Origin of the sequence: Poseidonocella sp. HB161398, from assembly GCF_005870025.1 — a bacterium.
In the GTDB taxonomy this organism is placed as follows: domain Bacteria; phylum Pseudomonadota; class Alphaproteobacteria; order Rhodobacterales; family Rhodobacteraceae; genus Mangrovicoccus.
On the sequence record NZ_VATA01000141.1, the window covers coordinates 1 to 6904 of the forward strand.

The window sequence follows — 6904 nt, forward strand, 5'->3', positions numbered from 1 at the left end:
GTCCCTGGGCCACCGGCTGGCGGAGAACACCGCGCAGCTGATCGCGAGCCTCGCCGAGTCGCATGAACATATCCTTGCCCCGGCCACGACGGACGCGAAGAACATCATGCCGAGGGTGGCCGCGCTGCTCGACGTGATGATCATCTCGGATGTGACGGCCGTTGTCGACGGCGCGACCTTCGAGCGTCCGGTCTATGCCGGGAACGCGATCCAGACGGTGAAATCGGGCGATTCCAAGAAGGTAGCGACCATCCGCACCTCGACTTTCGAGGCCGCCGGAACGCAGCCCGCCTGCGCGGTCGAGACGGTTCCGGTGCCGGGCGCGACGGGCCTCGCCGAATGGGTCGAGGACAAGCTGGCGGAGAGCGACCGGCCGGAGCTGACCTCGGCGAAGATCGTGGTCTCGGGCGGGCGCGGCGTGGGCTCCGAGGAGAGCTTCGCGATCATCGGCGCGCTGGCGGACAAGCTGGGCGCGGCGGTTGGCGCGTCGCGGGCGGCGGTCGACTCGGGCTTTGCGCCGAATGACTGGCAGGTCGGTCAGACCGGCAAGGTCGTGGCGCCGGATCTGTATATCGCGGCGGGGATTTCCGGGGCGATTCAGCACCTTGCGGGGATGAAGGACTCGAAGGTGATCGTCGCGATCAACAAGGACGAAGAGGCCCCGATCTTCCAGGTCGCCGATTACGGCCTCGTCGCCGACCTCTTCGACGCGGTGCCGGAGCTGACGGAGCGGGTCGGATGAGGGCGCGGCTGATCGACGGGCGCGCCCGCGCGGCGCGGCTCCGCGCGGAGATCGCCTCGGAGGTGGCCGCGCTCGCGGCCGCCACCGGCACCGTCCCGGGGCTCGTCGTGATCCTCCTTGGCGAAGACCCGGCCAGCCGCGTCCATGCCGCCGCCAAGATCCGCGCGACCGAGGCCGCGGGGATGCGCTGACCGAGCCTCCCGGGGCGAAGACGGCACCGGCACGGGAGCGCTCGGGGCATCGCGCGGGCCAGTTGCGGGGCGATGTGATGCCGGGAAGGCGTGCGCTGGAGCTTCCGGCAGGCGCGGTCGGCGCTGCGCGTGGCAGATGACGGCAGCCGGCGCCATTGCCACGTCGGCAATCCGTTGCCCGGCTGGTCCGCGGACAGGGGGCAAAGTGATCTGCGGCCGTCCTCAATGGCAGAGCCGGGCCAGGCTGTGACCTGGCACCGCCCGCGCCGCGATCTGCCGGGAACAGGGCGAGGCGGACGAGGATCGCGATTCTGGGCAGCCAGGCTGTTCAGGAGGGATTTGAGCTAGACGCTGAAGCCGCTCCAGTGACAGGCGCGCCTTGCGGTGGCGTCGGCCTGCCGGGACCGGCGCGGCACCCATTGCTGTCTGCTGACCGGGGCAGGGCAGGAAGGCAGGACGGGCGAGGCAGATCGCTCCGTGGGGGATGGCTTTGAACGGCGGGGTGTCGCAGCGGTCGGCGTTCCGCGGCAGGGCCTGCGTGCAGGCGCATCCGCATCCCGGCAATCTGCCGACGGCTCCGGCGGGCCGGGCCGCGGGTCGCTGCTGTGGCTGAACTCCGCTGGCAGGCGGCTCGCGGCCCGGGGTGCGTGGCGTGCCCGGGGCAGGGGGGCGCCGACCTCCGGGCGGGGGCCGGGAAGCCGGGCCCTCCGGACGGAAAGCTGTGGCTGGCTGACGGGCCGCCAGATTGTAGGCATGCACCCAAATTCCGCAAAAACCGGCCACCAGGCGGGGCAGGCGCGCAAAAACCGGGCAGAGATGCCAAAGCTGATTTGAGGATGCAATTTTCTATTGTGACACAAACAAATTTGCGCCGATGCTTAAGCTATCGATTGTTAGGCATGCCGCGCAAGACGGCAGCACCTCCAGGCCAACAGCGGAGCGACTATGAAAAAACTTCACATGAATAACAGCGGGTTGACGCGCAGGCGCCTCCTGCGGAGCGCGGCGTCGGCAGGGGTCGTCCTGGCAGCGCCGGGCCTGATCCGCGGCGCCCAGGCCCAGGCAGGCGACGCGATCCGCCTGGGCGCGCCCTTCCACCGGACCGGCATCGGCGCCTCCTATGGCCGCTGGTACGAGCGCACCGCCAATGCCGCGCTGAAGATCATCAACGAGGGCGGCGGCATCAACGGCCTGCCGGTCGAGATGATCGTCGAGGATGACGGCACCGATCCCAAGCGGGGCGTCGAGGTGATGGAAAAATTCGCCGCCGAGCACAAGGTCGACGCGGTCTTCGGCCATCTCTTCTCCCATGTCGTCGCCGCCACCGCGCCGCGCGCGGGCGAGCTGAAGATGCCGTATTTCCTGTGCTCGGAGGCGCATACCCTGGCCTCGGGCGCGTTCAACCGCTACTGCTTCCAGCCCTCGATCACCGACGTGAAATCCCAGGTCAGCTCGATGGCGCCCTGGATCTCGTCCAACCTGGGCAAGAAGGTCACGCTGATCTATCCGGATTTCAACTTCGGCTACGACCACCGGGACAACATGACGGCGGCCATCAAGGCGCAGGGCGGCGAGATCGTCGCCGATATCGCCATCCCGCCGACCGAGACCTCCTTCACCCGCTACATGCCGCGCATCCCGTTCAACACCGACGTGATCTACCACGTGATGGTGGGCCCGGCGGTGCTGACCTTCGTCAAGGAGCTGGGCGAGCATCTGGGCCGCAACCGCCCCGAGATCTTCGGCTTCATCGACAGCCTCGAGGCCGTCGACATGGAGATCCCGCAGCTCGAATTCCTGGAAGGCACCTATTTCTGGGAGGCCATGCCGCGCTATGCGCAGGAGACCCAGAGCGAGGCCGACCAGGCCTTCCGCGCGGCTGTCGGCGTCGATGACCGCGGGGCGTCCCTCGACGATCCCAAGGACATCTCCACCTATGCCCACATGTTCTCGGTCTGGGAGACGCTCTTCGCCATCAAGCAGGCGATGGAGATGGCCGACTACCGCGGGCCCGAGCAGAAGATCGCGATGATGGAGGCGATGGAGTCGATCTCCGGCTTCGAGGAGGGCGCCGCCTTCCCGCAGGGCGACAAGATTTTCAACGGCAAGACGCACCAGTCCTTCGGCCACCAGAACATCAGCCAGGTGACCGAGGGCAAGCTGAAGGTCGTGCACCGCACCTCGATCGAGGACACGCTCTATCCCGACGAGACCGACTACACGCAGATGTCCTTCTGATCCCGCCCGACCCGCGGGGGCGCTGAGGCGCTCCCGCGCTTCCGGAACACGAAACGATCCCGGTGCAGGCTGCGTGCTTGCGGCCGCCGGGCGGAGATTGCCTCATGGATCTCGCTCCATATCTGCTGCTGGCCGGGCTCGAGGGCCTGGTCCAGGCCTCGGTGCTGATGCTGACCGCGCTGGGGCTCAGCCTCGTCTTCGGGGTGATGCGCGTGGTCAATGTCGCCCATGGCGAATTCTTCATGGCCGGCGCGCTGATCGCCTGGGCCTGCGGCGCCTACATTCCCGGCCCGCCCGCGCTCGGCTTCATCGCCGGGCTGCTGGTCGCGCCGCTCGCCGTCGGCGCGCTCGCCTGGGCGGCCGACCGCACCATCCTGCAGAAGATCGGCTACAACCCCGAGGGCACGATCGTCTCGACCATCGGCATGCTCTACATCCTGCAGCAGGGGGCGCTCCTGACCTTCGGGCCCGATGCCCGCGCGGTCGACGCGCCCTTCTACTACACGATCCGCACGCCCTGGTTCGGCTATTCGAGCTACAAGCTCTTCACCGTCGCGGTGGCCTTCGCGCTGGTCGCGGCGCTGTGGCTGCTGATGCGCAAGTCGAAGGTCGGCCTGCTGATGCGGGCGACGCAGTTCGACCGCGAGACGGCGCTGAATTTCGGCATCCCGGTCGGCAAGGTCTATTCCGCGGTTTTCGCCATCGGCGCGATGATGGCCGCGGTGGCCGGCGTGCTCGTGGTGCCGAACCAGCAGGCGCACTACCTGATGGGCACCGATCCGCTGCTGCTGAGCTTCGTGGTGGTGATCGTCGGCGGGCTGGGCTCGATCCCCGGCACCATCGCCGCGGCCGTGCTGATCGGCCTGTCCGACGGGCTCCTGTCCGTCTTCTTCTCGCCGACCCTGGCGAAGATCGTCTCGACCCTGCTCGTCGCCCTTGTCCTGATCTTCAAGCCCGAGGGGCTCTTCACCGTGAAAGGGAGGCGCGCATGAGCCTCGACACCACCCAGGCGCCGCCGGAGACCGGGCGCGGCAGCCCGGCCCGCCTGATCCATAACGGCCGGCTCTTCGCGCTGGTCCTCGCCACGATCGCAGGGCTCTTCGCGCTGCAATTCGTCCTCTCGGACTACCTCGTGCTGGCGGTGACGCGGATCCTGATCATGGCGGTCTTCGCCATGGGCTACAACATGCTGATGGGCTATACCGGGCTCTTGAGCCTCGGCCATGCGATGTTCTTCGGCGCGGGGCTCTATGCGGCCGGGCTGTCCAGCTACTACTGGGGCACTTCGCTGCCGGTCTCGTTCCTGATCGGCATCCTCGCCTCGCTGGCCTTCTCCTTCGTGATCGGGCTGCTGGCGCTGCGGACCCAGGGCGTGTCCTTCATGATCGTCACGCTGATGTTCGCCCAGGCGGCCTATCTGGCGACGCTCTACTTCTCGCGCGTCACCGGCGGCGACCAGGGGCTGACCCTGCCCACCGACGCGCGGTCCTTCTCGCTCTTCGGGGCGGCGATGGACATGACCTCCGACACGGTGCGCTTCAACCTGGCGCTGGCGATCTTCGCCGCGGTGCTGGTCGCGATGTACTTCGTCACCCAGGGTCCGCTCGGCCGGCTCTTCGCGGCGGTGCGCGAGAACGAGCCGCGGACCCAGATGCTGGGTTTCGACACCTACCGGGTGCGGCTCGCCGCTTTCACCATCTCGGGCACGATCTCGGGGCTGGCAGGGGCGCTCTACGGGCTGGTCTTCGGCTATATCGGCTCGGCCTTCGCGGGGTTCCACTACTCGATCGAGGCGCTGCTCTTCACCCTGGTCGGCGGTCCCGGCACGCTGCTCGGCCCGCTTCTGGGGACGGCGGTGATGACCATGCTGATCGACCGGCTCTCCGGCATCACCACCGCCTACCTGATGATCGTCGGCGTCATCCTGATCCTCGTCAACCGCTGGTTCCCGAAGGGCATCCTCGGCACGATCCGCGAAAGGGCCCTGCCATGGCTGAAGTGACGCTGCTGGAAACCCGCGGTCTCGGCCGCAGCTTCGAGGCGCTCAAGGCGGTGGACGGGGTGGATTTCAAGCTCGCCGAAGGCGAGATCCGCGCCATCATCGGGCCGAACGGGGCGGGCAAGTCGACCTTCGTCAGCCTGCTCTCGGGCCGCATTCCGCCCTCGGAGGGCCAGGTGATCTTCGCCGGGCAGGATGTCTCGAAGCTCCCGGCGCACAAGCGGGTGCGGCTCGGCATCGCCTATACCTTCCAGATCACCAACATCTATCCCAGCCTCACGGTGCTCGAGAATGTCGAGATCGCCGCCCAGAGCCGGCTGAAGCCGCAGCTCTTCGGCGGGGCGGGCGAGGCCGAGATCCGCGCCGCCGCGGCGGAGGCGGCGGCCGCCGTCGGGCTGGGCGACCGGCTGGAGACGGTGGCCGGGGTGCTGGCATATGGCCACCAGCGGCTTCTCGAAGTGGCGATGGGCCTGGCGCTGAAGCCGCGGCTCCTGATCCTCGACGAGCCGACGCAGGGACTGTCGGACAGCGAGATCGCCAATTTCATCGAGGTCGTCCGCCGGGTGAACCGCGAGGCGACCGTGCTGGTGATCGAGCACAACATGGATGTCGTCCTGGCGCTGGCCGACCGGATCACCGTGCTGGAGCGCGGCCGGCTCCTGGCCGAGGGCACGCCCGCGGAGATCACCGCCAACGCGGCCGTGCAGGCGGCCTATCTGGGAGAACCGGCATGAGCAGGATGAGCGTGCAGGGGCTGTCGGCCTTCTACGGCCAGAGCCAGGCGCTGCGTGACTTCTCGCTGGAGCTCGCGGGCGGCGAGGTGCTCTGCCTGCTCGGGCGCAACGGCGCGGGCAAGACCACGGCGCTCAAGGCGATCATGGGCACGGTGCGCCCGGCGGCGGGCCGGCTGATGCTCGACGGGCGCGACCTGACCGGGCTGCCGCCGCAGGAGATCCCGCGCGCGGGCATCGGCTATGTCCCGCAGGGCAGGCGGCTTTTCACCGAGCTCACCGTCTGGGAGAATCTCGAGATCGGACTGATGACGCGCAAGACCGACCTCTCGGCGCTCGACCACGCGCTGGAGCTCTTTCCGGTGCTGCGCGACCGCATGCACCAGCGCTCGGGCACGCTCTCGGGGGGCGAGCAGACCATGCTCGCTATGGCCCGCGCGATGTGCCTGCGCCCCTCGGTGATGATGCTCGACGAGCCGACCGAGGGGCTGATGCCCTCGGCCATCGCCGGCATCCGCGACGCGGTGATGCGGCTGCGCGACGAAGGCGTGGCGATCCTGCTCGTCGAGCAGCGTGTCGATGCCGTCCTGCCGGTCGCCGACCGCGTGGCCTTCATGGACCACGGCGAGATCAAGGCCGAATTCCCGATTGCGGAGGTCCGGGCCGACCCGGAGCTCCTCCACCAGTATGTGGGCATCGCCGCACGGCCTGCCCGCGCAGAGCCCCTCTGACCAGGAGACCCTTCATGAACAGTTTCAGCCCTCTCGACCTTTCGCCGGACCGGGAGACGCCTGCGGAGACGATCCGCGGGAGCTATGACTTCATCGTCGTCGGCGGCGGCACCTCGGGCAGCGTCGTTGCCCGGCGGCTCGCCGAGGACCCCTCGGTCCATGTGCTGCTCCTGGAGGCCGGCGGCTCCGACCGGGTGCCGCAGGTGATCGACAGCACCCAGTGGATGTGGAACATCGGCACCTCGCGCGACTGGGGATACAAGGCCGCCCCC

The 6904-nt window shown here is 68.5% G+C and carries 8 protein-coding genes; all 8 read left to right on the top strand.

From position 1 onward, the window contains the following. Positions 1-742, top strand: a 742-nt coding sequence (locus FGX59_RS35590; RefSeq protein ID WP_138473305.1) for an electron transfer flavoprotein subunit alpha/FixB family protein, incomplete at its 5' end; no start/stop codon positions are given. After that, the gene (locus FGX59_RS35595) at positions 739-933 is read left to right on the top strand and encodes a tetrahydrofolate dehydrogenase/cyclohydrolase catalytic domain-containing protein (protein ID WP_138473306.1); all 195 of its coding nucleotides are present in this window, start codon (positions 739-741) and stop codon (positions 931-933) included. The genes FGX59_RS35590 and FGX59_RS35595, both read left to right, overlap by 4 nt. Before the next feature lie 945 nt (positions 934-1878). Beyond that, entirely contained in the window at positions 1879-3171 is a 1293-nt protein-coding gene (locus FGX59_RS35600) for an ABC transporter substrate-binding protein (protein WP_138473307.1), read from the top strand. Between the two features lie 104 nt (positions 3172-3275). Further along, a complete protein-coding gene (locus tag FGX59_RS35605) occupies positions 3276-4163 on the top strand; it encodes a branched-chain amino acid ABC transporter permease (RefSeq protein ID WP_138473308.1) in 888 nt (295 codons plus the stop codon). Further along, entirely contained in the window at positions 4160-5173 is a 1014-nt protein-coding gene (locus FGX59_RS35610) for a branched-chain amino acid ABC transporter permease (protein ID WP_138473309.1), read from the top strand. Before FGX59_RS35605 ends, FGX59_RS35610 begins: the two co-directional genes overlap by 4 nt. Further along, entirely contained in the window at positions 5170-5904 is a 735-nt protein-coding gene (locus tag FGX59_RS35615) for an ABC transporter ATP-binding protein (protein WP_206078537.1), read from the top strand. Before FGX59_RS35610 ends, FGX59_RS35615 begins: the two co-directional genes overlap by 4 nt. After that, positions 5901-6632, top strand: coding sequence for an ABC transporter ATP-binding protein (locus FGX59_RS35620; RefSeq protein WP_138473311.1), 732 nt, complete (start codon positions 5901-5903; stop codon positions 6630-6632). The genes FGX59_RS35615 and FGX59_RS35620 overlap by 4 nt, the downstream gene beginning before the upstream one ends. 14 nt (positions 6633-6646) lie before the next feature. Further along, positions 6647-6904, top strand: a 258-nt coding sequence (locus FGX59_RS35625) for an NAD(P)-binding protein (RefSeq protein ID WP_171060998.1), incomplete at its 3' end; no start/stop codon positions are given.

What these genes read in the sequence shown, in the direction of transcription:
- FGX59_RS35595 (WP_138473306.1), top strand. Translation starts at nt 739, where the DNA reads ATGAGGGCGCGGCTGATCGACGGGCGCGCCCGCGCGGCGCGGCTCCGC.
- FGX59_RS35600 (WP_138473307.1), top strand. Translation starts at nt 1,879, where the DNA reads ATGAAAAAACTTCACATGAATAACAGCGGGTTGACGCGCAGGCGCCTC.
- FGX59_RS35605 (WP_138473308.1), top strand. Translation starts at nt 3,276, where the DNA reads ATGGATCTCGCTCCATATCTGCTGCTGGCCGGGCTCGAGGGCCTGGTC.
- FGX59_RS35610 (WP_138473309.1), top strand. Translation starts at nt 4,160, where the DNA reads ATGAGCCTCGACACCACCCAGGCGCCGCCGGAGACCGGGCGCGGCAGC.
- FGX59_RS35620 (WP_138473311.1), top strand. Translation starts at nt 5,901, where the DNA reads ATGAGCAGGATGAGCGTGCAGGGGCTGTCGGCCTTCTACGGCCAGAGC.